Origin of the sequence: Pseudarthrobacter sp. R1, assembly GCF_024494415.1 — a bacterium.
GTDB lineage: Bacteria > Actinomycetota > Actinomycetes > Actinomycetales > Micrococcaceae > Arthrobacter.
Genome location: NZ_JAMKFI010000005.1, coordinates 144,785 through 166,664, shown reverse-complemented (window position 1 = coordinate 166,664; position 21,880 = coordinate 144,785). Strand labels below are relative to the sequence as shown.

Here is a 21,880-nt window from a genome sequence, read left to right as displayed (position 1 = left end):
GGCCGGCAATTGAGCGTGTCGAAGCCGGTGCTCTTACGCAGGGGCCTTTGGAATGATAATCCAGAGCGCGATGTAGACCAATTCGCCGATCCCCACCAGGCCGAAGATCACGAAGCCCAGCCGGACGAGGAATTTCGGGAGCCCGAACCGGGCTGCAAGGGCAGCGCAGACGCCGCCGATGATCTTGCCGCTGCGGGGACGTACAAGTGCCATTGACATGGCCCCGCCCTACCCTTCAGCCCGTGCTTGATCGGCGGCGAGCTCCCCGCCGGCCACTGCCTCGGCGTACTTCGTGAGGTCCGGCCCCGGCTGGAAGTCCACAAACTGGTCCTTCAGCTGCTCGAAAAGGAACTTGTACACCTCGTCCTTGTCCGCGTTGGACAAAGTGGTTGCTGCCTCCCGGACCGCTTCCTGCAGGGCCCTGTCAGCGTCGAGCAGGATCTTCTCCCGGGCCTGCTCATTCCATGTAACGTCCTTCAGTTCCACGAACTTCTCCTTGCGTCGGTGGCTGATGCAGGGACGGCCGGGAAATTCCTGATGAAATTCCCGGCCGGTCCTTTGAGGAGTCTATGCAGTTGCCATGGGAGCGGTCCAGACTCCCGGTGCGGGCAACACCACCTACAGGTGGACGTGCAGGCGGCGTGCCCCCGGTGCGGGCAACACCACCTACAGGTGGACGTGCAGGCGGCGTGCGGCCTCGGAAATAGATCCGGTCAGGGACGGGTACACGGTGAAGGTGCTGGCAACATCGTCCACGTGCAGCTTTTGCTTGACGGCGATGGAGATCGGGAAGATCAGCTCGGAAGCGTTCGGCCCCACCACAACGCCTCCGATCACTGTGCCCGAACCCTTTCGGGCGAAGATCTTCACAAAGCCGTCCTTGTGGTTGCGCATCTTGGCGCGGGCGTTGCTGCGCAGGGAAAGCTTGACCACGTCGCCCTGGTATTTGCCGGAGTCGATCTCCGCCTCGGACACACCAACGTTCGCAATCTCCGGCGAGGTGAAGATGTTGGATGCCACCTGGTGCAGCTTGAGCGGGGTGACGGTGTCGCCCATAAAGTGGGCCACGGCGATGCGTCCCTGCATGGCCGCCACAGAGGCCAGCGGCAACACCCCGGTGCAGTCACCCGCGGCGTAAATGTTGGGCGCCGAGGTCCGGGAAACGCCGTCCACCTTGATGTGGCCGCTCTCGCTGAGCGCCACGCCGGCCTCTTCGAGTCCGATGCCGGCAGTGTTGGGAATGGAGCCCAGGCACAGCAGGCAGTGGCTGCCGGTGACCTTGGAGCCGTCGCTGAGGGTGACCACCACGCCGTCGTCCGTCCGTTCCACGGTTTCCGCGCGGGAGCGGGACAGGACCCGGACGCCGCGGCGCTCGAACACTTCCTCCAGCACTACTGCCGCGTCCACGTCGGAGCCCGGGAGCACCCGGTCGCGGCTGGAAATGAGTGTCACCTTGGAGCCCAGGCCGTTGTACGCGGAGGCAAACTCGGCCCCGGTCACGCCCGAACCCACCACGATCAGGTCCTCGGGCAGCTCATCGAGGTCGTAAATCTGTGTCCAGTTCAGGATCCGGTCGCCGTCCGGGCGGGCGGTGGCAAGCTCACGCGGATGGGCGCCCACCGCAAGGAGGATGGTGTCCGCCTCGACCGTCTCGGTGCCCTCGGCCGTGAGGACCTCGATGGTGTGGTCATCCACGAGCCGGCCGGACCCGGCAAGGATGCGCACGCCCTGCTGGACCAGGCCGTCGTGGATGTCCTTGGACTGGCTGCGGGCCAGGTTAAGGAGGCGGTCATTGATGTGTTTGAGGTCCGCGCGCATCACGGGCACAAAGTCGCCGCCGTCGACGTCGAACTTCACTCCCAGCTCCCCCGCCTCGGCGACGCGGGTCATCAGGTCCGCCGTCGCAATCAGCGTCTTGGACGGGACGACGTCGGTCAGCACGGCTGAGCCGCCCAGCCCCGCCCGTTCGATGATCGTTACCTGCGCTCCGAGCGAGGCGGCCACCATGGCGGCTTCGTATCCGCCGGGACCACCTCCCAGAATTGCGATCCGGGGTGAGCTGAAATCTGGATGCGTAGTCACAATCAACCATTCTCCCGCATCCGCAGCCGGACCACCAAAGAAAACGGTCTCTGGCGGATCCGGCCAAAGGGTGGGCGCGCGCGGAGCGGCAGGATAACTTGTACCAGTGAGTACAACAGACTTCCTGAAGACCGATCCGTTCGCTGCCGCACGCGCCGCCGCCGAGTACATTGCCGAAGAAACAGGCGTGGACAGCCACGACGTCGCCCTCGTGCTTGGTTCCGGCTGGGCCGAGGCAGCCGACCTCATCGGCGAAACCACCGCCACCCTGTCCGCCGAGGAGGTCCCAGGCTTCCACGCTCCCGCTGTTGTTGGGCACGTGGGCACCATCCGCTCGGTGCTCACCAAGGAGGGCAAACGGGCGCTGGTCCTGGGCGCGCGGACCCACTACTACGAGGGCAAGGGCGTCCGTGCCGTCGTGCACGGCATCAGGACGGCGGCAGCTGCGGGCTGCAGCACCCTGGTACTGACCAATGGCTGCGGCGGGCTGAACGAAAACTGGGCCCCCGGGACGCCAGTGCTGATCAGCGATCACATCAATCTCACCGCCGCCTCACCTTTGGAGGGCGCCACGTTCGTTGACCTGACAGATCTCTACTCCGCCAGGATCCGTGGACTGGCCCGCGAAGTTGATGCAACCCTGGAGGAGGGTGTCTACGCCCAGTTCCCCGGCCCGCACTACGAGACGCCTGCCGAGGTGCAGTACGCCAAGCGCATCGGGGCCGACCTGGTGGGAATGTCCACGGCCTTGGAGGCCATTGCCGGACGCCACGCCGGGATGGAAGTCTTCGGTATCTCACTCGTGACCAACCTTGCCGCCGGCATCAGCCCGCAGCCCCTCAGCCACGAGGAAGTCCTTGAGTCAGGACAGGCTGCAGGCCCGCGGATTTCCAAACTCCTTGCCGAAATCATCGCCAAACTCTGAAGCACCAGCACGGTGTCACTTCAGGCCCAATACTGGTCGCTTTTTGGGCGGTACCTGACCCCGCGTTGCACGAAGTGAGGGAGCAATGACGATAGCGTTATGCCCATGACGTCCTCCGATGCCGATTCCCGCCTGCTGACCGAAGCCCGCGAATGGGCTGCCCAGGACCCGGATGCGGAAACCTCGGCTTCCCTCCTGGAACTCGTCCGGCTCGTTGGAGAAGGCGCCCCGGCGGCCCGGCAGGAACTCGAAGACAGCTTCCGCGGGACCCTGCAGTTCGGCACCGCCGGCTTGCGGGCGGCGCTGGGCCCCGGACCCAACCGGATGAACCGGGTGGTGGTGCGCCGGGCCGCCGCCGGCCTGGCGGACTTCCTCATTCAGGCAGTGGGCGAAGCGTCGCCGGGGACCCGGCCGCGCGCCGTCGTCGGCTATGACGCCCGGTACAACTCGGATATCTTCGCTGAAGAAACCGCCGCCATCTTTACCGCGGCCGGAATAGAAACTTTCCTGATGCCGGCGGCGCTGCCCACTCCCCTGCTGGCTTACGCGGTGCGGGCCCTGGAGTGCGACGGCGGCGTGATGGTCACGGCCAGCCACAACCCGCCGCAGGACAACGGCTACAAGGTGTATCTGGGCCGCCATGCCGTCACGGAGAGCGGCAACGGCGCGCAGATCGTGGCGCCTTATGACGAGCAGATCGCGGCCCGGATTAACGCTGTGGGGCCGGTGGAGTCCATTGTTCTCGCCTCCAGCGGCTGGACTGTGCTCGACGGGTCCCTGGCCGCGGGTTACGAGCAGGCAACCGCGGCATTGGTCCTTCCGGAGCGCTTCCCCGCCCGTGACCTGCGCATCGTTCTCACGCCGATGCACGGTGTGGGCGGCGAAACCGCGAAGGCGGTGCTGAAGGCTGCCGGTTTCACCGACGTTACGCTTGTGGCCGAGCAGGCAGAACCGGACCCGGACTTTCCCACCGTCAGTTTCCCGAACCCGGAGGAACCCGGAGCGCTGGACCTGGCGCTGGAAACGGCAGAGCGGCTCGCCGCTGACATCGTAATTGCCAATGATCCCGACGCCGACAGGGCTGCGGTTGCGGCGAAGGATCCCGATACCGGGGCCTGGCGGATGCTCCGCGGAGACGAAGTTGGCGCGCTGCTCGGAGCCCACATCGCGGCGAGGCTGGCCGCAGCTGACGGTGTTGAAGGCGGCCGGGACAGCCACGGTGTGTTCGCGAATTCGATCGTGTCATCACGGCTCCTGGCGCGGATCGCTGCCGCGGCAGGCTACGCGCATGAAGAAACGTTGACAGGATTCAAGTGGATTTCGCGCGTGCCCGGCCTGCTGTACGGCTATGAGGAAGCCCTGGGCTACTGCGTGGCGCCTGATGTTGTGAAGGACAAGGACGGCATCTCCGCGGCGGTGCTGATCGCGGAACTTGCGGCCGCCGCCAAGGCTGACGGGAAGACTGTCTTTGACACCCTGGACGAGCTGTACCTGCAGCACGGCCTGCACGCCAGCGACCAGCTCAGCATCCGGGTGGCGGACCTGGGTCTCCTGGACGCCATGATGAACCGGCTCCGGGTCAGCCCGCCGGAGTCCTTCGGGTCATCCGCGGTGGAGGTTTTCACGGACCTGGCGGAGGGCGGCGGGCAGCTTCCTCCCACCGACGGGCTCCTTTACCTCACAAGGGACCTCACCCGGGTGATCATCCGGCCCAGCGGCACCGAGCCCAAGCTCAAGTGCTACCTCGAAGTGATTCACCACGTAGGTACCGCGGCCGAACTGCCGGAAGCCCGGCTGGCAGCGCGGGCAGCGCTGGATGAGGTGCTGCAGGACGTCAGTGAGGCCCTGGGGCTTTAGCCCGGGCCCCTGCGCTAAAACCTGTTAAAGCTCGATCTCGATGAAACCGTCGGTGATCCGGGTGCTGAACGTTGCAAGGCTCAGGCCCGGGGTACTGAAGCATTCGCCGGTCTCCAGGTCGTAGACCTCTTTGTGCAGCGGTGAAGCGATGGTGGGACGGGCGCCCCGTGATCCTAGGATTCCCCGCGCCATCACATGGGCACCGGTGGCCGGGTCCTCGTGTGCCACCGCGAAAACTTCGTTGGGTCCGGTGCGGAAGAGTGCGATCTGTCGTCCCGCGATGAGGGCTGCTTCGCCCCAGGCGGGTTCCAGGTCATCCACCAGGCAGACGCGGTGCCAGTCGGCGCCGGTTACGGCCTCGTCGATGCCGGCTGCGAGTGCCCCAAGTTCCAGTGTTGCCGTCATGTTGGCCCCTCTCCCTGTGCGTGTAGTCCTTGCGATTGGCTGCCTCTGCGGCCGTGTTCCACGCTAGGCTCCCGGTGTTTCAAGGGGGTGCAGTGAATGTGTCCGGCGCGTAAAAGACACCTCACGCCGCCGGAAACGCGTTCGTGATGCAGAAGTTAAGTTGACGAAACAATTGGGAAACTGAAGCGAAACTGCGTCTCCCTAGTCTGGATGGACAGCTCGACAGAGAAGGCTGCAGGAACACACTGCGGCCCATGCGAAAGGCCCACAGTGACCGAACAGACTTCAAGCACAGAGACTCCGCGCCGCATTGTCGTCGCCGGCGGCGGCCCCGCGGCCCACCGTTTTGCGGACGCCATGCATGCCCGTGGCCTCGATGGCTGGCATGTCACGGTCCTCACTGAGGAAGCCCACCTCCCCTACGACCGCGTCGCACTCAGCAAGGCCCTGACGGAAATGGACTACGACCTCACCCTGGGTGAGGCGAGCATGTGGGACCACGAGGCCATGTCCCTGAAGACCGGCGAGCGCGTCGTCAAAATCCACCACGAAGCCAAGTACGTGGAGACCGCGGCGGGCAACGCCTTCGAATACGACGAACTTGTAGTCGCGACCGGTTCGAATGCCGCCCGCCTGCCGATCCCCGGCGCCGAGCACACCCACGTCTACCGCACGCTGGAAGATGTCTGGGCCATCAACAAGGCCATTGCCGAACTCACCGAAAAGCTCGGCCGCAAGGTCAACGCGGTCACCATCGGTGGCGGCCTTCTCGGGCTCGAGTCGGCGGCCGGCACGGAGCAGCTGGGAGCCAACCCCATCGTCATCGACGGTTCCCAGTGGCTCATGGCCACCCAGCTTGACGAAGGCGCCGGCCAGGCAATGGGCCGGCTCATCAAGGCCAAGGGCTTCGAGGTCCACGGCGGCGTCTTCCCGTCGGAAGTCTTGTCGGACGACGACGGACAGGTCACCGGCGTCCTGATGGCTGACGGCCGCGTCATCGAAGCAGACCTCGTCATTGTCGCCATCGGCGTCCGGCCGCGCGACGAACTGTTCCGGGCGGCCGAAGGCGAGGAGCAGCTGTTCAGCCTCGGCCCGCGCGGCGGCGTGGTCATCAACGACTACTGCGCCACGGAAGTACCCGGCATCTGGGCCATCGGTGAAGTGGCCAACTTCGAAGGCATGTGCCTGGGCCTCGTGGCCCCCGCCAACACCATGGCCGAGATCGTGGCCGACCGCCTCCACGGCGGCGACGCAACCTTCCCCGGCTTTGACACCGCCACGAAGCTGAAGCTCTCCGGGGTGGACGTCGCCAGCTTCGGTGACGCCTTCGCCAAGACGGAGCACGCCCTGGAAATTGTCTACGCCGACCCTGCCCGCGGCGTGTACCAGAAGATCGTCACCACGGACGATGCCAAGACCCTCCTGGGCGGCATCTTCGTGGGCGACGCTTCACCGTACATGTCCCTGCGTCCGCTGCTGGGCCGCGAACTTCCCGCCGAGCCGGGTGCGTTCCTCAGCGCCGCGGGCGGCGGCGAAGCCCCCGAAACTGAACTGCCGGACGACGCCACCCTCTGCTCCTGCAACAACGTCACCGCCGGCAGCATCCGGGACGCCATCAACGGCTGCGGTGCCTGCGAGGGCAACGCCCCCGTCCAGGAACTGGGCGAGCTGAAGGGCTGCACCCGGGCCGGGACGCGGGGCGGATCCTGCGTGCCCATGCTGAAGAAGCTGCTGGAAACCGAGCTGACCAAGTCCGGCGTCGAGGTTTCGAAGGCCCTGTGCGAGCACATCGAGCTTTCCCGCCAGGAACTGTTCGACGCCATCCGCGTCCTGGAACTGACCTCGTTCGAAGAGATCATGGCCAAGTACGGCACCGGCGCGGGCTGCGACATTTGCAAGCCGACCATCGCCAACATCCTGGCCAGCCAGCACAGCGCGTACGTCCTGGACGCCGGCCGCGGCACTCTGCAGGACACGAACGACCGCGCCCTGGCCAACATGCAGAAGGACGGCACCTACTCGGTGGTCCCCCGCATCGCCGGCGGCGAGATCACTCCCAAGAAGCTGGGCGTCATCGCAGCCGTCGCCGAAAAGTACAACCTGTACACCAAGATCACCGGCGGCCAGCGGATCGACATGTTCGGGGCCCGCCTGGAGCAGTTGCCGGAGATCTGGAAGGAACTGGTGGACGCCGGCTTCGAATCCGGCCAGGCCTACGGCAAGAGCCTGCGCACGGTGAAGTCCTGCGTCGGGTCCACCTGGTGCCGCTTCGGCGTCCAGGATTCCGTGGCCATGGCCATCCAGCTGGAACTGCGCTACCGCGGCCTGCGCAGCCCGCACAAGCTGAAGATGGGCGTCTCCGGCTGCGCCCGTGAATGCGCCGAGGCCCGCGGCAAGGACGTCGGAGTGATCGCCACCGCCGACGGCTGGAACCTGTACGTCGGCGGCAACGGCGGCGCCACCCCGGCACACGCCCAGCTGCTCGCCAAGGACCTGGACGATGAGACGCTGATCAAGTACATCGACCGTTACTTCATGTACTACATCCGCACAGCGGACCGCCTGCAGCGCACGGCCCGCTGGCAGGAAGAGCTCGACGGCGGCATCAAGCACGTCGAGGACGTGGTGGTCAAGGACACCCTGGGCATCGCCGCGGACCTTGAAGATGCCATGGCGAAGCACGTGGACACCTATGTCGACGAGTGGGCGGACACCCTCAAGGACCCCGAGCGCCTGCGCCGGTTCCGTTCCTTCGTCAACGCCCCCGACCAGAAGGATGACTCCATCACCTTCGTCCCGGACGAGCGCGGCCAGATGCGCCCGGCTACGCCCGAGGAAAAGGGCAAGGTCCTGATCGGGGCCTCCATTCCCGTCCGGCCCACCACGCCCGACCTGCTGGACAAGAACGAGGTATAGGCATGCAGCTCAGCATTGATCTCACCGGCCGCGAGGTCCTGGTCACCGGCTCTGACCACGCCGCACGCCAGGCGGTCCGCCGCTACGAAGCCGCCGGCGCCGTCGTCTACCGCCTCAGCACCCCCCACGGTGCCGGCCACGATGGCCCGCTGCCCGAACGTCCCTTCCTGGTCGCCGCGGTCGACGACGGCCAGCCGGGCTGGGAGGCCCTGCTGGGCAGGTGCCGGGACACCGGGATTCCGGTCGCCGCCGAGCCGGCGGCCGGACCCGTTGGCCACGTCACCCTCGTGGGTGGCGGCCCCGGAACAGCCGAGTTGCTCACCGTCGGTGCCGTCAACGCCCTCCGTGACGCCGACGTCGTCTTTTATGACCGCCTCGCCCCGTGCCAGGAGCTGGCATCCCTGACCTCGGCCGAACTGGTGGATGTAGGCAAGAAACCCGGGCACCACAAGGTCAGCCAGGGCGACATCGAAAAGCTGATGGTGGAAAGTGCCCTCGCAGGCAACAACGTGGTCCGGCTCAAGGGCGGCGACCCTTATGTCTTTGGCCGCGGCGGCGAGGAAGTCGCTTCCTGCGTTGCCGCCGGGGTGCCCGTACGCGTCATCTCCGGTGTTACGAGTGCCATCTCCGTTCCGGCGGCCGCCGGAATCCCGGTCACGCACCGGGAAGTCAGCCACATGTTCACCGTTGTCTCCGGGCACGCCCCGCTGACCGAAAAGGAGCACGGCCACCTGGCCGGCCTGGGCGGGACCATCGTTGTCCTGATGGGCATCGGTACCCTCCACCAGCTCGCAGCCGGACTCCGCAGGGCCGGGATGCGCGCCGATATGCCCATGGCCGTTGTTGAACGCGGTTACCGGCCCGGGCAGCGCACCACCATCGCGGACCTTGGCACCATCACCACCGCAGCCGCTGGCTGCAGCAACCCGGCTGTGCTGGTCATCGGCGAGGTGGTTCGGGTGGCGGAAGCCAACCGTGGGCACGCTGAGGCCGCCGCCGACCTGGACAGGCTGGCGGCCTCGCTGCTGGGCTCGTGAAAGGATTGACCTCCATGACTGCACTTGCACCGGCCGAAACTCCGCAGGTTGAAGAAGCGCCCGACGCCACAGAAGCTCCGCTGGAGGGTTTCCGCATTGGTGTCACCTCGCACCGGCGCTCGCAGGACCTGATTGAGGCCCTGGAACGCCGCGGCGCGGAGGTGCTGCATGCTCCCGCGCTGAAAATCGCTCCCGTGCAGGAGGACATGCGCCTCATCGAGGACACCAGGGCCATCATCGCGGCCAAGCCGGACCTCTGCATCGCCACTACCGCTTACGGCATGCGCCGGTGGTGCGAGGCCGCTGATTCCTTCGGGATCGGCGACGAGCTGTTGGAAACCCTGGGTGCCTGCCGGATGCTCGTCCGCGGCCCCAAAGCCCGCGGCGCCGTGCGCGCGGCAGGGCTTGCCGACGTCGGTATCAGCAGCGACGAAACCACCGCGACACTGGTAGACATGCTGCTCACCGAGGGCGTCCGGGGCAAGACCGTAGCCGTCCAGCTGCACGGCTACACCGACGTCCGGCAGCTGGAGCGGTTGCGTATGTCCGGTGCCAACGTCCTGACGGTCACGCCCTACCGCTGGGTGAAGCCCGACGGCGAGGACAGGCTTCCCCGGCTCATCGAGGCCGCGTGCAGCGGCAACCTGGACGTCCTGACATTTACCAGCGCCCCGGCCGTGGATGCCATGTGGAGCACAGCCCACGAGATGGGCGTATACAAACAGCTGATCGAAAGCCTGAAGACCAACGTCACCACCGCCGTGGTGGGGCCGGTCACGGCGCAGCCCCTGCTCGACGCCGGGGTGACGCCGCTGGTTCCGGAACGGTTCCGGATGGGCGCGCTCATCCGGCTGGTGTGTGAGCACCTCGCCCTGAACCACGTCCGGCGGCTGGATACCAGGTCCGGCAACATCGAACTGCGTGGGCGCAGCCTGCGGATTGACGGCCAGCCCGTGGAACTGGCCCCCGCCCCGCTGCTGCTGCTCCGGGCACTGCTTGGCGCCGGAGGTGCCGTCCTGTCCCGCGAATCGCTGTCCGAACTGCTGGAACTGCGTGGCTCCGTCCACGCCCTGGACATGACTGTCAGCCGGCTCCGTTCCTCACTGCCGGATGGACGGCTGGTGGAGACGGTGGTTAAACGGGGCTACCGCATCCGGGTCTAGCCTGTACTGCATCCAGCTGTGCGGCCGCGGCGAATGTGTCGGTTGCCGGACGGATGAGAAGCACGTCACAGGTTCTGTTACCGGCCGGTAAACACTGGCGAACACAGGGCCGATAAACGGCAACTGCAGGGAAACACGCCGGAAAAAGCAACGGCCTACGCTGGTTCCATCACGAAGTTCCGGCCGTTTCACGGCCGCCAGCGAAAGGGCCAGCACATGTCCGCTCCGGCACCCTCCACCTCCACTGCTCCCGCCACCCGCATCGTCATCGCAGGAGCTGGTCCGGCCGCACAGGCTCTCGTCCGCCAGCTTGACCGCGCCCGGTTCACCGGCACCATCACTGTGCTGAGCAACCGGGACGACACCCCGGAGGAACTGCTGGAGCTGGCGCTCCTCCCCCAGGTCTCCGTCCGCTTCGGCCAGCCGGCCAGCCACATCGACCCGGAAAACCGGACTGTCGCCACGGCGGACGGCATGGAATTCAGCTACGACCAGCTGGTCATCGCCACCGGATCGGCACCGGTGGCCAGCCCGGTGGAGGGCGCCAGCGGCTGCCTTAGCTACTCCACCATTGATGACGCGGCCCGCATCGGCGAAGCCGTCAGTGAAGTGACGAGGGAACTTGGCAGGCGCCCGCTAGGGATCCTCGTGGGCACAGGTGCTGCTGCCGGCCAGGCTGAAGCAGTGCTTCGGGCCAGGGGCGTACGCCCCATCCGCACTACTGCCCGGCCGGCCGCCGTAATGCCCGGTGCAACAGCGTCAGGTTTCGCGGCGTCCGGTGTGGTCTTCGAGGACGGCAGCAGCATGTACGGCGACCTGGTGGTCCTGGCCGAGGAGCGGGTGTCCCGGGACGGGCTCGCCGCCAGCGCAGGCCTGCGGACTGCGCCCACCGGCGGGATTGTCATTAACCAGGACTTCCGGACGTCCGTCCCCGGCGTCTGGGCCATCGGTGACGCGGCAGCGTTCGACGGCGTCCGCCTGGGCCTGCTGGTTGCTGCCGCTTCCGCGGCGGGTGCCTGCGCCACCCAGCTGCTTACGGCTTCTGCTCCTGCCGCTTTGCCGGCCGCTGCCTGATGGAGGACGGCGCCCGGCCGGGCTTCCCGCGGAGGGCGGCTCCGGCTGTGGCAAGATGGTTCCCGAAACGAGTCATGGGCGTTACAACGCCCGGCCCAAGGGCCCCTGGAGAGGACCATCATGAGCAACGAAGCCACCCCTTCCGTTGAAACTGCAGCCGCAGGTTCCGGCAGCATCGCGTCCTTTATCGACCACACGCTGCTGAAACCCGAAGCTGGAGAGGCTGACGTCCTCAAGGTTTGTGCGGAAGCGGCCGAATACCACTTCAAGTCGGTGTGCGTTAACCCCATTTGGGTGAAAACAGTCAAGAAGGCCCTCAAGGGGACCGGCGTCCTGACCTGTTCCGTGGTGGGCTTCCCGCTGGGTGCCACCCCCACCGACGTCAAGACCTTTGAAGCCCGCGGTGCGGTGCTGGACGGTGCTGACGAGGTGGACATGGTCATCAACATTGCTGCCGCCAGGGCCGGGGACAAGGGTGCCCTGGTTGAGGACATCTCTGCGGTGGCGGAGGCTGTCCACGCCAGCGGCGCGATCCTCAAGGTCATTATCGAAACAGCGCTGCTCGACGACGCCCGGAAGGTTCTTGCCTGCGAGGCCGCGGTGGAGGCCGGGGCTGATTTCGTGAAGACGTCAACAGGCTTCAACGGAGGAGGTGCAACCGCGGAGGACATCGCCCTGATGCGCCGTACTGTGGGCCCCGACCTCGGTGTGAAGGCCTCCGGCGGTGTGCGTTCCCTCGAGGACGCGCAGGCTATGATTGCTGCAGGTGCAACACGTATTGGTGCCAGCTCCGGAATTGCCATCGTCAAGGGTGAACAGGGTTCATCCTCCTACTGACAGCAGCCGGAGTCGCCACAGATTGAGGCCCCCGCGGCCAAGGAGGAATGAATGTCCAGCAAGATCACGGCTTCCAACCAGGGCCCCGCATCTCACGAAGGGTCGCTCCAGACCCCCCAGAATGAGAACAAGCTTGCCACCAGTGTCATTCTCTTTGTGGTATGCATGGCCTTGTTCCTGGGCGCCATCTACTCGCTGTCCTTCCTCACGCTCGACAACCCGTGGCCGATGGCCGTCTGCATCGGGCTCTTCGGCCTGACCTACTGGATCCCGCAGACCATCCTGGGCCGCTCCGACTCAGCCGGCGAGCACTGATCCCAAGTAAGTAGCAGTAACTGTCGTTTTGAACGCTCATAGCGACACTTAGTGCTACCCAGTTGGGCAGCAAGCCAACGAAACCCCCGGGACCTCTGTCCCGGGGGTTTCTGCGTACCTAGAACCACATCCGGGTCCAGGCCTCCGCAGCGGCTGCAACCCTGGGCCATTGGCCTTGGGCTATGGACCACCCTGCCACGCACAGCCCCACCATCGCGTAGGCACTGACCGGGATCAGCAGCAGCCATTCACGCTTTGATCCTGCACGGCCCAGCAACGGCAGGGAAAGCGCGCCGTTGGGACGCCAGACCTGGCGCAGCAGCGGCACCTTGCGCAACGGCTTGGGCGGGCGGATGACGATCGGCCACAGCAGCGGCACGCCTCCGGTGGTAATCAGGTCACCGACGATATGGACCACCACGCCGGTCAGCATCGAGACGGGAAGCCACGTCCACTGGTCCGGCGCGAACCAGGTCACCAGCCCGGCCATCACCAGCCCGAAAATCCAGTTGGTGAGGAACCCGGACCTGGGGAAAAGCTTGAGCGCCTTCGCCGCGATGTTGATCATAAACATGCACAGCAGCCCCGCCCCCACGGACAGCAGTCCCCATTCCGTCTGCAGCTGGAACTGCCCGGCCAGGGTGGCCAGCAGCACAAAGAATGCCGCCCCGAGCACGGAGTGGGTGCCCTGCCGGTGCCCGCCGCTGGCATTCTCAATCCCGACGGCGATTACGTTGGACAGCGGCGGCAGGGAATTCGCCACGGTGCTGTGCCTGTGGTCCCAGTCGCACACCAGGGCCGTTCCCGCCGTCGCCATCCCGCCGATCAGGATTCCGGTGGCGTCCAGCGGGTACCAACCGAGCGTGTACGGCCCTGTTGAGGCAATAGCTACCCACGCCGCGGCTCCCGACGCGGCGTGATGTCCTCCCATCAAGTCCTAACCGCTTACTGCCGGAGCGGCCAGTGGTGCGTCCGAGAAGATGTTCCGGATGACGCCGTTGGCCCATTCGAGGATTTCCGCGTCCTGTAGGTCCCGGCCGCCGATCTTGGCGGTCTTTGGTTTGGGAATCAGCACGGCATCGAGGGCTGGCTTGGACTGGGACCCCGGGTACATCCGGTTCAGGCGCATGACCTTGGACTCCGGAAGGGTGGCTGGCGAGAACTTGATGAAGTTGCCCTGCAGTGCCACGTCCGACAATCCGGCTTCCCGGGCACCGACGCGGAAGCGGGCCACGGACACAAGGTTCTGGGCAGGCAGCGGCGGCTCGCCGTACCGGTCCACGAGCTCGGCCAGGACTTCGTCGATGGCCTCGTTGGTGAGCGCCGACGCGAGTTTGCGGTAGGCCTCCAGGCGCAGCCGCTCCCCCGGCACGTAGTCGTGCGGCAGGTGGGCATTAACCGGGAGTTCGATCTTCATTTCGGCGGCCTTCTCCTCAGCCTCGCCGCGGAAGTCTGCCACCGCCTCGCCCACCAGGCGGATGTAAAGGTCGAAGCCCACGCCCTGGATGTGCCCGGACTGCTCGCCGCCCAGCAGGTTGCCGGCACCGCGGATTTCCAGGTCCTTCATGGCCAGCTGCATGCCCGCGCCGAGCTCGTTGTGCGTGGCGACGGCCTTGAGCCGTTCGAGCGCCACCTCGCCCAGCGGCTTCTCGGAGGGGTACAGGAAGTAGGCGTAGGCGCGTTCGCGGCCGCGCCCCACGCGGCCACGGAGCTGGTGCAGCTGGGACAGTCCATACTTGTCTGCGCCGTCCACGATCAGGGTGTTGGCGTTGGAGATGTCCAGGCCGGTTTCGATGATGGTGGTGCACACCAGCACGTCAAAACGCTTCTCCCAGAAGTCCACGATGATCTGTTCCAGGCGGCTTTCGGACATCTGGCCGTGGGCCACCTCCACCCGCGCTTCCGGCACCAGCTCACGGATCTTGGCCGCGGTGCGTTCAATGGTGGACACCCGGTTGTGGACCAGGAACACCTGGCCTTCGCGCATCAGCTCACGCCGGATGGCGGCGGAGGCCTGCTTGTCCGTGTAAGGCCCCACGTAGGTCAGGACGGGGTGGCGTTCCTCGGGCGGTGTGGCCAGGGTGGACGTTTCCCGGATGCCGGTGAGGGACATCTCCAGCGTGCGGGGGATGGGGGTGGCGCTCATGGCCAGCACGTCCACGTTGGTGCGCATCTTCTTGAGCGCTTCCTTGTGCTCCACACCGAAACGCTGTTCCTCGTCCACAATCACCAGGCCCAGGTCCTTGAATTCAAAGTCCTTGGACAGCAGGCGGTGGGTACCGATGACGACGTCGACCGTCCCGTTCTTGACGCCCTCCGCCGTCTCCTTCGCTTCCTTGCCTGCCTGGAAGCGGGACAAAGGCTTCACGCGCAGGGGGAAGCCCGAGAACCGCTCGGTGAAGGTTTCATAGTGCTGCTGGGCCAGCAGGGTGGTGGGGACGAGCACCGCCACCTGTTTGCCGTCCTGAACCGCCTTGAAGGCGGCGCGCACGGCGATCTCCGTCTTGCCGTAGCCCACGTCGCCGGAAACCAGCCGGTCCATGGGGATCTCACGTTCCATGTCCGCCTTGACCTCGTTGATGGTGGTCAGCTGGTCCGGCGTCTCCACGTAGGGGAAGGCTTCCTCGAGTTCGCGCTGCCATGGGGTGTCCGGCCCAAAGGCGTGTCCGCGCGATGCCATCCGGGCCGAGTACAGCCGGATCAGTTCGCCGGCGATCTCCTTGACGGCTTTCCGGGCCTTGGACTTGGTGCTCGCCCAGTCGGCACCGCCCATCTTGCTCAGCACGGGGGTGTCGCCGCCAACGTACCGCGTCACCTGGTCCAGCTGGTCGGTGGGCACAAACAGCCGGTCTCCCGGCGCGCCGCGCTTGGAAGGGGCGTATTCCAGGACCAGGTACTCGCGCACACCGTCGCCACCGCCGGCGACTTTTCGCTGGATCAACTCGACAAAGCGTCCAATGCCGTGCTGCTCATGCACCACGTGGTCCCCCGCCACCAGCTGCAGCGGATCCACCGCGTTGCGGCGCTTGGACGGCATGCGGCGCATGTCCTTGGTGGATCCGGCCGACGTCCGTCCCAGCAGGTCAGCTTCCGTCAGCAGGCCCAGCTTCAGCCCGTCCAGGACAAAACCGCGTCCGACGGCGGCAGTGGTCACTTCGATGATGCCCGCCTGGGGCTCGTGGTCCAGGCTGTCCACGCGGGCGCACGGGATGTCGTTCTCATGGAACAGCTCCGCCAGCCGCTGCGCGGGCCCGGGACCTTCGGTGGCCACAACAATCCGCCACTGGTCGCGGACGTGGGAGCCGATGAAGTCCATCATCTCCGCCACGTCGCCCTGGTAGCCCCGCGGTTCCCGCGCATGCAGGTTCAGGACGTCGATCTCGGGCAGCAGTTCCTCGTCCTGGGCGAGCGAGGTGATGGACCACCAGGACACTCCGTGCTCCAGGGAGGAGCTGCGCGTTTCGGTCAGCGACCGGAAGCTGGCGGAATGGAGCGCAGCACTTGCCTGCGAGCTCAGGTCCAACGGGGCAGTTCCGCCGTCCGAGGCGGTGGACCAGGCCGCCTCGAGGAATTCCTCATTGGTGGCAGCGAGGTCGTGGGCGCGGGTACGGACCTTCTCCGGCTCGATGATCACCGAAATGGAACCCGCAGGCAGCTGCTCCACGAAAGGAACCATCGAGTCCACCAGCACCGGGGCCAGGGACTCCATGCCCTCCACGGTGATGCCGCCGGCGATCTTTTCCAGCATGTCCGCCGCGGCCGGAAGCTGGGATTTGAGGGTGGCTGCCCGCGACATCACCGAAGGGGTGATGAGGATTTCCCGGCAGGGCGGCGCGTGCAGCTCCGTGGGGTGGTGGAGCCCGGGTGAGGACAGCGAGCGCTGGTCGGCGACGGCGAACCAGCGCATCTGGTCCACTTCGTCACCGAAGAATTCAACCCGGATGGGGTGGTCCTCCGTGGGTGGAAAGACGTCGATGATGCCGCCGCGGACCGCGAACTCCCCACGGTGCGTCACCATGTCCACACGGGCGTATGCGGCGTCTGCCAGGCTCCGCACCACGTCGGTGAAGGGCATCTCCTGGCCTACCTTCAGCGTGACCGGAACCAGCTCACCCAAGCCGGCCACCACGGGCTGGACCACGGCGCGGACCGGCGCCACCACCACACGGAGCGGCCCCGCCGTCGAGGTTTCCGGGTGCGCAAGGCGGCGCAGCACGGAGAGGCGGCGGCCCACGGTGTCCGAGCGCGGGGAGAGCCGTTCGTGCGGGAGTGTTTCCCAGCTGGGGAACTCTGCCACGGCCTCGGCGGGAAGGTAGGCCCGCAGCGCGGCGGCCAGGTCCTCTGCCTCCCGGCCGGTAGCGGTGACGGCCAGCACCACGCCCGGCCCGCCGCCGTCGTGCCCGTTGTCGCCAGCCCCTTCGGCAGCGGCCGCGATGCCGTCAGCCATTTCGGCGAGCAGCACCGGACGGAGCCCTGCCGGTGCGCTGATCTGGTAGTCCTGGCCCCGGACGTCGAAGCCGCGGGCGGCCTCGGCCCGGACGCGGGCAAAGGTCTGGTCCGGGGCGAGGGCGCGGCGCAGTCCGTCCAGCGACGGGCCTGCGCTGGAATGGCCGGCGGTGGACGGGCCGGGAAGGCTCATGGCAGAAGCTCCTGTGGTGTTCAGTGGATCGCAGGCAACGCGAAAACCCGAAATTCGCTTCGAATCCCGGGTAAACCCAGCCTACCCTCCTGCGCTGACATGGCGGGCTGATGGGGCGCGGTTAGGCTGGCAATGGCCAGGAAGGCAGGCAGGGCGGCCGTCCAGGCGCGCTGCGGCTCCGAACAGCTTAAGGACGAAGAGGAGACAGCATGACCGGAACCAGCAATACCCAGCGTTCACCCAAAACTGTCCTGGTTACCGGGTCCACCGGCTACATCGGCGGCCGGCTGGTGCCAAAGCTCCTGGAGGAGGGCCACAGCGTCAAAGTCCTGGTGCGCTCCCCTGACAAAATTGCCGGTGTCCCGTGGCGCGAGAGGGTGGAGCTTGTGGAAAGCAGCCTGGACGACGGCGACGCGTTGCGGGCGGCGCTTTCCGGCGTCGACGTCTTTTACTACCTGGTGCATTCCATGGCTGCCGGGGCAGGCTTCGAAGCCAAGGAACAGGCGATGGCACGGGCGGCGGCGGAGGCCGCAGCCGCCGCGGACGTTGGCCGGATCATCTACCTGGGCGGTCTCCACCCCAAGGGCGTGGACCTGTCCACCCATATGCGCTCCCGCGAGGCCGTGGGCAAAGTGTTCCTGGACTGTCCGGTGGACGCCATCGTGTTCCAGGCGGGAGTGGTGATCGGTTCCGGTTCGGCCTCCTTCGAAATGATCCGCCACCTCTCCGAGACATTGCCGCTGATGCCGGCACCCAGCTGGGTCCGCAACCGGATCGAGGCCATCGCCGTGCGGGACGTGCTGTACTACCTCGTGTCAGCGGCATCTTTGGAGGGACCCATCAACCGCACGTTCGACGTTGGTTGCCGCCAGGTGCTGACGTATGCCGGAATGATGAAGGAGTACGCCGCCGAAGCGGGCTTGCCGTACCGGGTGGTGCTGGCACTGCCTGTCCCTGCGCCGAAGCTTGCCGGGATGTGGGTGGCCCTGACCACTCCCATCCCGCTGTCCATGGCCGTGCCCCTGGTCCAGTCCCTCCAGCACGACGCAGTGTCCAATGAGCACGACATCGACGAGTACATCCCGCGGCCCGACGGCGGCCTCACCGGCTACCGCACCGCCGTCGCCCTGGCCCTTGGCAAGGAACGCGACGGCCAGGTGGAGACCACGTGGGCCAACGCCGGGGTGGCCGCCGATCCCCTGCCCAGCGACCCCGACTGGGCCGGCCACAAGGTATACATCGACGAACGGACCTTCCACGGCGACGTGGATCCCGCCCACGTATGGACGGTCATCGAGGGTATCGGCGGCCGGAACGGCTGGTACTCCCTGCCGCTGGCCTGGCAGGTCCGCGGCTGGCTGGACAAGCTCACGGGCGGCGCCGGACTGCTCCGCGGACGCCGGCACCCCCACACGCTGGCCTCCGGAGAGGTAGTTGACTGGTGGCGGGTGGAGCGGATCGACCACGGAAAGCTGCTGCGGCTCCGCGCGGAGATGCGCGCTCCCGGCAGGGCATGGCTGGAGCTGTCCGTGGAGCCGGACGGGAATGGCAGCCGCTACCGCCAGCGGGCCATCTTCTTCCCCAAGGGCCTCAGCGGGCGGCTGTACTGGCTGGCCGTCCTTCCCTTCCACAGCCTGATCTTTCCGGCCATGGCAAGGAACATCACCGGAGCGGCCCGGAACATGGTGGATGCGGAATGGGCAGCCCGGACCCCGTAGGATGTTTGGAGCCTAATCCGATCCCACGTCCCAGGAGGACCCATGGCCTTGAGCGCAACCACCACCCTTCCGCACTCCGTCCCCAACGTTGCAGCTGTCCTGGTGGATGAAGATTTCCAGCGCCACGTCAGCCAGCTTGTAGGCGGCAGCCTCGAATCCTTCACGGTCGACGGCGACGTTGCCGGGGCGTTCAGCGCCACGTCCGTGCGTACCCTTCCCACCACCCGGCTTCCCGAGTTCGCCCGCAAGTTCGTGGGTGAGCACCTCAAGGTGACGCAGGTGGAAAACTGGGATGCCCCCGCGGCGGACGGTTCCCGCCAAAGCAACATCTCGCTGAAGATCGCCGGAGCCCCCGTAGACGTTACCGCCGTGCAGCGGCTCGTTGCTGCCGACGGCGGCACGCGCGTAGAGCTTGAAGGCGAAGTAAAGTCTTCGGTGCCGTTCCTCGGCGGAAAGATTGCCGACGCCGCAGAACCCATGGTTGCCAAGGCACTGAACCTCCAGGCCAAGCAGGCACAGGCCTGGCTGGAAAGCCACTAGTCCGTGGAGCTGCCCGTCTTCGCCGCGCTGGTCCTGGTCATCGCCGGCCTCTGGTCCCTGGTGGTCTGGCCTCAATTCCTGCGCAGGGTCATGAAGGATTCCCGCGCCCGGGACGCCGCCGGCAAGGCCACGAAGTTCCTCACCGTACACGTGGTGCTGGTCAGCATCTCCATGGTGCTGGGGGCGGCCACCGCCATCATCGGCATCATGGGCCTGTTCAGCTAGGTTCGTTCTTAAAGACGTCCGGCCCTCCTTCCCGCGGGAAGGAGGGCCGGACGTCTTTGAGTCAAAACTGTTGTCAGGCGGCCTGGTTGAGCGCGTCCTCGGCGGCAACCCAGGAGATCATGGCGCACTTGACGCGGGCGGCGTACCGCGCCACTCCCTCAAATGCCGCGGCGTCACCGAGGATTTCGGGATCGGCGGGTATCTTGCCCCGGGACCGGAGGACCTCGCGGAAGTTGTCGATCACCTCGTGCATCTCGGCCACTGTCATTCCCTCGGCCAGGTCCGTGAGGACGGAGGCGGACGCCATGGAAATGGAGCAGCCTGCGCCGTCCCAGGCAATCTGTGCCACTTTGCCGTCGGCTACGGCCAGGCGCAGGGTTACTTCGTCGCCGCAGACGGGGTTCAGCTGGTGTGACTGCCCCGTGGTGGCGCCGTCCGGTGCTTTCGTCCCGGCCAGTCCGCTGCCATGGCGGGCTTTGGAATGGTCAAGGATGATCTGCTGGTACAGGTGGTCAAGGCTCATGTCATACCTTCGATGTGCGTCTGCGTTTGATGTGTTAGGCGCGGAAGTAGGCGCGCACGCCCGCAACGGCATCCAGGAACTGGTCCACGTCGTCGGTGGTGTTGTACAGGTAAGCGCTGGCCCGGGTGGTGGCTGTCAGTCCCAGCCGGCGGTGCAGCGGCTGGGCGCAGTGATGGCCAACACGCACGGCGATTCCCCGCGAATCGAGGAACTGGCCCACATCATGGGCGTGCACTCCTTCGACGTCGAACGCGGCGAGCCCTATCCGGTCCTGCCCGGCAGCAGGGCCCAGGACCCGGATTCCCGGAATGGTCTCCAGCCCGGTGATCATCCGCTGGCCCAGCTCAGCCTCCCAGCGGTGGATCCGGTCCAACCCTGTTTCGGTCAGGTAGTTCGCTGCAGCAGCCAGCGCCACAGCCTGGGAGATCCGCTGGGTTCCGGCCTCAAAGCGCTGGGGCGCGGGGAGGTATTCAGCGCGTTCCATGGTCACCGTGGTGATCATGGAACCACCTGTCAGGAACGGCGGCAGGATGTCCAGGACGTCCTGCCGTCCGTAAAGTACGCCGATTCCCGTGGGGGCGAGCATCTTGTGGCCGGAAAAGACAGCGAAGTCGATGTCCAGATCCTTGACGTCCAAGGGCATATGGGGTGCAGACTGGCAGGCGTCCAGGACCACCAGGGCGCCCGCGTTGCGGCCCAGGGCGGTCAGTTCCCGGACGGGGTTGATGGTGCCCAGGACGTTGGAGGCGTGCGTAAAAGCCAGCACCTTGGTACGCCCACCGACGATGTCCGGGGCGAGGTCCATGCGGAGGCTTCCGGCGTCGTCCACGGGAATGTAGCGCAGGGCCGCCCCGGTACGGAAGGCAAGTTCCTGCCACGGTATGAGGTTCGCGTGGTGCTCCATCTCCGTCACCACGATCTCGTCGCCCGGGTTCAGCGCGAGGTCCTTCAGCCGGGCATCACCCCGCCCTTGTGCGGCCCAGAGGCCGGCATTGGACAGCGCATAACTGAGCAGGTTGAGGCCCTCGGTGGCATTGGAGGTCCAGATAATTTCGGAGTAATCGGCGCCTACGAAGTCGGCCACGGTCTGCCGGGCGTCCTCGAATGCTTCGGTGGCCTCGACCGCAAGATGGTGGGCGCCCCGGTGCACGGCAGCATTGCGCTGCTCATAGAATTCCTGCTCGGCTTCGATGACACTCAGCGGATTCTGCGACGTGGCTCCGGAGTCCAGGTAGATCAGCGGGCGTCCGTTGACCAGCTGGTCCAGGACCGGGAAGTCATTGCGGATGCGCTGCACCTCGGCGTTATCCATGACCGGCAAGGCGCGTTCCAGTGTGGCTGGCGTTGATACTACGGCCAAAACTAACTCCTTGAGATGCCAACGGATGACACTCAATTGTCCCACAGCACGGCTGTGGCGGCCGCCTGGAGGGGCAGCCGCCACAGTCGCTCCGGGCTTCAGCCCGCGGAATGAAGGGCCGGCGACGGCTGGGGGGAGAGTCTCGGTCTCAGAAGACTCTGACGCCGCCGGCCCCGTCCAGCCCGGCCCACAAGGACCGGAAGTTTGTCGGGACGGAGGAGCTTGTTCTGCTGTAAGCAACTTGTGCGGCTTCTTTTGCGCCGT

The 21,880-nt window shown here is 66.3% G+C and carries 19 protein-coding genes; 11 read left to right on the top strand and 8 right to left on the bottom strand.

Annotation, left to right across the window (positions count from 1 at the left end; genetic code table 11):
* Positions 1-33 precede the first annotated feature (33 nt).
* The 3 genes from M8J71_RS05030 to M8J71_RS05020 all read right to left on the bottom strand — a co-directional run bounded on the left by M8J71_RS05030 (position 34) and on the right by M8J71_RS05020 (position 2,082).
* Positions 34-219 (bottom strand): PspC domain-containing protein, encoded by a 186-nt coding sequence (locus tag M8J71_RS05030; protein WP_256246882.1) that lies wholly within the window; start codon positions 217-219, stop codon positions 34-36.
* 9 nt (positions 220-228) lie between these two features.
* Positions 229-486 carry a hypothetical protein gene (locus M8J71_RS05025; protein WP_256246880.1) on the bottom strand — a complete coding sequence of 86 codons (258 nt, stop codon included), beginning with the start codon at positions 484-486 and terminating at the stop codon, positions 229-231.
* Between the two features lie 180 nt (positions 487-666).
* Positions 667-2,082, bottom strand: coding sequence for an NAD(P)H-quinone dehydrogenase (locus M8J71_RS05020; RefSeq protein WP_163164324.1), 1,416 nt, complete (start codon positions 2,080-2,082; stop codon positions 667-669).
* A gap of 106 nt (positions 2,083-2,188) precedes the next feature.
* Between M8J71_RS05020 and M8J71_RS05015 the strand changes: the two genes are divergently transcribed.
* Positions 2,189-3,007 (top strand): purine-nucleoside phosphorylase, encoded by an 819-nt coding sequence (locus M8J71_RS05015; protein ID WP_163164323.1) that lies wholly within the window; start codon positions 2,189-2,191, stop codon positions 3,005-3,007.
* A gap of 105 nt (positions 3,008-3,112) precedes the next feature.
* Positions 3,113-4,864, top strand: a complete 1,752-nt coding sequence (locus M8J71_RS05010; protein ID WP_256246879.1) for a phospho-sugar mutase — start codon at positions 3,113-3,115, stop codon at positions 4,862-4,864.
* 24 nt (positions 4,865-4,888) lie between these two features.
* Here the strand turns inward: M8J71_RS05010 and nirD are convergent, their stop codons facing one another.
* Entirely contained in the window at positions 4,889-5,269 is a 381-nt protein-coding gene (gene nirD, locus M8J71_RS05005; RefSeq protein WP_256246878.1) for a nitrite reductase small subunit NirD, read from the bottom strand.
* Between the two features lie 270 nt (positions 5,270-5,539).
* Between nirD and nirB the strand changes: the two genes are divergently transcribed.
* The 6 genes from nirB (at position 5,540) to M8J71_RS04975 (ending at position 12,611) form a co-directional block, all read left to right on the top strand.
* On the top strand, positions 5,540-8,185 hold the full coding sequence (nirB, locus tag M8J71_RS05000) for a nitrite reductase large subunit NirB (protein ID WP_256246877.1): 2,646 nt from the start codon (positions 5,540-5,542) through the stop codon (positions 8,183-8,185).
* 2 nt (positions 8,186-8,187) lie between these two features.
* Positions 8,188-9,222 (top strand): uroporphyrinogen-III C-methyltransferase, encoded by a 1,035-nt coding sequence (gene cobA, locus M8J71_RS04995; RefSeq protein ID WP_256246876.1) that lies wholly within the window; start codon positions 8,188-8,190, stop codon positions 9,220-9,222.
* A gap of 14 nt (positions 9,223-9,236) precedes the next feature.
* Positions 9,237-10,385 carry a uroporphyrinogen-III synthase gene (locus tag M8J71_RS04990; RefSeq protein WP_256246875.1) on the top strand — a complete coding sequence of 383 codons (1,149 nt, stop codon included), beginning with the start codon at positions 9,237-9,239 and terminating at the stop codon, positions 10,383-10,385.
* A 216-nt stretch (positions 10,386-10,601) separates the two neighbouring features.
* Positions 10,602-11,459: an FAD-dependent oxidoreductase gene (locus M8J71_RS04985; protein ID WP_256246874.1), complete on the top strand. Its 858-nt coding sequence runs from the start codon at positions 10,602-10,604 to the stop codon at positions 11,457-11,459.
* 120 nt (positions 11,460-11,579) lie between these two features.
* A complete protein-coding gene (gene deoC / locus M8J71_RS04980; protein ID WP_163164316.1) occupies positions 11,580-12,296 on the top strand; it encodes a deoxyribose-phosphate aldolase in 717 nt (238 codons plus the stop codon).
* A 51-nt stretch (positions 12,297-12,347) separates the two neighbouring features.
* Positions 12,348-12,611: a hypothetical protein gene (locus M8J71_RS04975; protein ID WP_256246873.1), complete on the top strand. Its 264-nt coding sequence runs from the start codon at positions 12,348-12,350 to the stop codon at positions 12,609-12,611.
* 118 nt (positions 12,612-12,729) lie between these two features.
* Here M8J71_RS04975 and M8J71_RS04970 read toward each other — a convergent pair whose 3' ends face one another.
* Positions 12,730-13,542, bottom strand: a complete 813-nt coding sequence (locus M8J71_RS04970) for a metal-dependent hydrolase (protein WP_256246872.1) — start codon at positions 13,540-13,542, stop codon at positions 12,730-12,732.
* A gap of 6 nt (positions 13,543-13,548) precedes the next feature.
* Positions 13,549-17,250: a transcription-repair coupling factor gene (gene mfd, locus M8J71_RS04965; protein WP_256246871.1), complete on the bottom strand. Its 3,702-nt coding sequence runs from the start codon at positions 17,248-17,250 to the stop codon at positions 13,549-13,551.
* 209 nt (positions 17,251-17,459) lie between these two features.
* On the opposite strand from mfd, the gene M8J71_RS04960 reads away from it, so the two are divergent.
* Genes M8J71_RS04960 through M8J71_RS04950 form a run of 3 tightly spaced genes read left to right on the top strand, consistent with a single transcriptional unit; the run spans position 17,460 to position 19,733 of the window.
* Positions 17,460-18,968, top strand: coding sequence for an SDR family oxidoreductase (locus tag M8J71_RS04960; protein WP_256246870.1), 1,509 nt, complete (start codon positions 17,460-17,462; stop codon positions 18,966-18,968).
* A gap of 42 nt (positions 18,969-19,010) precedes the next feature.
* Entirely contained in the window at positions 19,011-19,508 is a 498-nt protein-coding gene (locus tag M8J71_RS04955; RefSeq protein ID WP_256246869.1) for a DUF2505 domain-containing protein, read from the top strand.
* Between the two features lie 3 nt (positions 19,509-19,511).
* The gene (locus M8J71_RS04950) at positions 19,512-19,733 is read left to right on the top strand and encodes an SCO4848 family membrane protein (protein WP_256246868.1); all 222 of its coding nucleotides are present in this window, start codon (positions 19,512-19,514) and stop codon (positions 19,731-19,733) included.
* Between the two features lie 73 nt (positions 19,734-19,806).
* Here M8J71_RS04950 and sufU read toward each other — a convergent pair whose 3' ends face one another.
* A complete protein-coding gene (sufU, locus tag M8J71_RS04945; RefSeq protein ID WP_256246867.1) occupies positions 19,807-20,256 on the bottom strand; it encodes a Fe-S cluster assembly sulfur transfer protein SufU in 450 nt (149 codons plus the stop codon).
* A gap of 34 nt (positions 20,257-20,290) precedes the next feature.
* Positions 20,291-21,616: a SufS family cysteine desulfurase gene (locus tag M8J71_RS04940; RefSeq protein WP_256246866.1), complete on the bottom strand. Its 1,326-nt coding sequence runs from the start codon at positions 21,614-21,616 to the stop codon at positions 20,291-20,293.
* Between the last annotated feature and the right edge of the window lie 264 nt (positions 21,617-21,880).

What these genes read in the sequence shown, in the direction of transcription:
- M8J71_RS05030 (WP_256246882.1), bottom strand. Translation starts at nt 219, where the DNA reads ATGTCAATGGCACTTGTACGTCCCCGCAGCGGCAAGATCATCGGCGGC.
- M8J71_RS05010 (WP_256246879.1), top strand. Translation starts at nt 3,113, where the DNA reads ATGACGTCCTCCGATGCCGATTCCCGCCTGCTGACCGAAGCCCGCGAA.
- nirD (WP_256246878.1), bottom strand. Translation starts at nt 5,269, where the DNA reads ATGACGGCAACACTGGAACTTGGGGCACTCGCAGCCGGCATCGACGAG.
- cobA (WP_256246876.1), top strand. Translation starts at nt 8,188, where the DNA reads ATGCAGCTCAGCATTGATCTCACCGGCCGCGAGGTCCTGGTCACCGGC.
- M8J71_RS04990 (WP_256246875.1), top strand. Translation starts at nt 9,237, where the DNA reads ATGACTGCACTTGCACCGGCCGAAACTCCGCAGGTTGAAGAAGCGCCC.
- M8J71_RS04985 (WP_256246874.1), top strand. Translation starts at nt 10,602, where the DNA reads ATGTCCGCTCCGGCACCCTCCACCTCCACTGCTCCCGCCACCCGCATC.
- deoC (WP_163164316.1), top strand. Translation starts at nt 11,580, where the DNA reads ATGAGCAACGAAGCCACCCCTTCCGTTGAAACTGCAGCCGCAGGTTCC.
- M8J71_RS04975 (WP_256246873.1), top strand. Translation starts at nt 12,348, where the DNA reads ATGTCCAGCAAGATCACGGCTTCCAACCAGGGCCCCGCATCTCACGAA.
- M8J71_RS04970 (WP_256246872.1), bottom strand. Translation starts at nt 13,542, where the DNA reads ATGGGAGGACATCACGCCGCGTCGGGAGCCGCGGCGTGGGTAGCTATT.
- mfd (WP_256246871.1), bottom strand. Translation starts at nt 17,250, where the DNA reads ATGAGCCTTCCCGGCCCGTCCACCGCCGGCCATTCCAGCGCAGGCCCG.
- M8J71_RS04960 (WP_256246870.1), top strand. Translation starts at nt 17,460, where the DNA reads ATGACCGGAACCAGCAATACCCAGCGTTCACCCAAAACTGTCCTGGTT.
- M8J71_RS04955 (WP_256246869.1), top strand. Translation starts at nt 19,011, where the DNA reads ATGGCCTTGAGCGCAACCACCACCCTTCCGCACTCCGTCCCCAACGTT.
- sufU (WP_256246867.1), bottom strand. Translation starts at nt 20,256, where the DNA reads ATGAGCCTTGACCACCTGTACCAGCAGATCATCCTTGACCATTCCAAA.